Below are 2,058 nucleotides of genomic sequence, written 5' to 3'. Positions count from 1 at the left end.
TTTCACACGCAGGAATTCGTGGATAATTTTATTTTATCCGCCGTCAGGATACTGCCCGGAGCCGTGGTGAAAGGCAACAGCATCATTTACAAATCCCGCACAACGCAGCTGCGAGCGATTCCCATAGGGATAGACTATAAGCATTACAGGTCCATGGCCGAGTTGAAACAGACGGCCAATATGGCCGAGAAACAGCGCCTGAGCCTGGGAAACAATAAAATAATTCTTGCCGTTGACAGGCTCGATTACACAAAGGGAATACTCCGCAGGATATGGGCATTTGAGTATTTCCTGGACACTCATCCCGAATGGCGGGGGAAGGTGTCTCTGCTCCAGATCGCCACGCCTTCAAGGGAAGGCGTCAGCGAATACCGCTATCTCAAGAGGGAGATAGACAGGAACATAGGCCGCTTTGAGGGAAAATTCGGAACGCCTTCATGGCAGCCCATTTTTTATTTTTACCGCAAATTTTCCGCCAAACAGCTCACCGCTTTTTACAGGATGTCGGATGTCGCACTTCTGACGCCTCTGTTCGACGGCTGGAATATGGTCGCAAGCGAATATGTGGCGTCTCAGGTGGACGGGAACGGGGCTCTCATCCTGAGCGAGTTCGCGGGAGCGAGTTCTTTTTTTGAAGAGGCCTTCATATGCAATCCCTACGATACGGAGCAGGTGTCATCTTATATCGCCGCCGCTCTCAAGCTCCCCGCCGCTAAGAAAAGGCGCAGGATGGAGGCGATGAGGAAGAAAGTAGAAGATCACGATGTTTTTGAATGGATGAACAAGAATCTGAACGCCCTGGAGGAAAGGCCGTGAACTTGTCGGATTTTCTTAAAGGACAGAAGAAGCTTTTCATCTTCGCCGATTTTGACGGGACGCTCTCGGATATCGTGAATAACCCGCCGAAAGCCCGCCCGCTGCCGGGAGCGGTAGAGGCTTTGAAGAGGTTGAAGGAAAGTAAGAATATAAAGATCGCCATTGTCAGCGGCAGGGAAATATCCTTTCTCAGGAAATTTTTTCCGAAGGGTTTTACGCTCGTCGGTTGTCACGGCGCCGAGATCGACGAAGGCCGCCGGCGTTCCGTGAAAACGCTCTCGCCGGCGCAGAAAAATATCCTGGCTCTGGCGGCGGCATTTTTTAAAGCCGCCTCTATCGGCGGGGTTTTTACTGAGGAAAAAAAATTCTCGCTGGCCCTGCATTACAGGAACGCGCCTTTGAAAACAGCAGCTCGGATTCTCGGGATCACAAAGGATATCCGTCCGGTTCTCAAAAAATTCTCGCTGGAACTTATATACGGAAAAAAAGTCGTTGAGATCCGAGCGGAAGGCGTGAGTAAAGGAGCGGCCGTGAAAAAACTCGCCCGCGGCGCGAAAGATCACACGCCGGTTTATTTCGGCGACGATGTAACCGATGAGGATGTGTTCCGGCTCAGGGGGATCACGGGAGTAAAAATAGGCAGGGGAAAGAGCGCCGCGCGTTTCCGCCTTGCCGCTCCGAAAGATGCGCTTGAAGCGCTTAGGAGGATAGATATATGAACGCTTTTGTTTTTTATTCCTGCGCCAATATCCCGCGTTACACGGGGGTGAAGGCGGCGACGATGGATGAATTCTATGAGGGTATTAAAAACAGCGGTATGGAGACGATATTTTATCACATCTATTATTCGCTCTATAAAAGGCATGTTTCGCAGATCGACTATATGAATGATTTCGCCGAATGGCTCTGGAAGACCGCCGGCGCGCAGGACATCGCCGAAAGGATCTCCGTTTTTGACCCGGCCAAGATAAAGAGCCTGAGCAGGACGAAAACGCTGATACTCAGAATACTGGAAGAACACAAAGGCGAAAACCGTGATTTTGCGCGTGTGGCGAGAGGGAAAGAGTTTTATTTCATGGGGCTTTTGACTTTTGTGGCCAAATCGGGGATCGTCGCCGAAAATGAGAAGGAGTTTTTTGAGGGCGTTAAACAATCTTCGGTGGAGTCCGTTTTTTATCACCTGGTGGGCTCCCGCCTGAGGCTGAAAAAAGTGTCCAACGATTTTTCGGAATGGCTTTCGGT

Annotated in this window: 3 protein-coding genes; all 3 read left to right on the top strand. The window is 50.6% G+C overall.

Annotated features, from left to right (window positions below):
• A partial coding sequence (locus FP827_09575; protein ID MBA3053316.1) for a hypothetical protein occupies positions 1-816 on the top strand: 816 nt, incomplete at its 5' end.
• Positions 774-1,535, top strand: a complete 762-nt coding sequence (gene otsB, locus FP827_09570; protein ID MBA3053315.1) for a trehalose-phosphatase — start codon at positions 774-776, stop codon at positions 1,533-1,535. The genes FP827_09575 and otsB, both read left to right, overlap by 43 nt.
• A partial coding sequence (locus FP827_09565) for a hypothetical protein (GenBank protein ID MBA3053314.1) occupies positions 1,532-2,058 on the top strand: 527 nt, incomplete at its 3' end. The genes otsB and FP827_09565, both read left to right, overlap by 4 nt.

Source organism: Candidatus Omnitrophota bacterium (genome assembly GCA_013791745.1).
Taxonomy (GTDB): Bacteria; CG03; CG03; order CG03; family CG03; genus CG03.
This window is presented reverse-complemented; position numbering and strand designations above follow the sequence as displayed.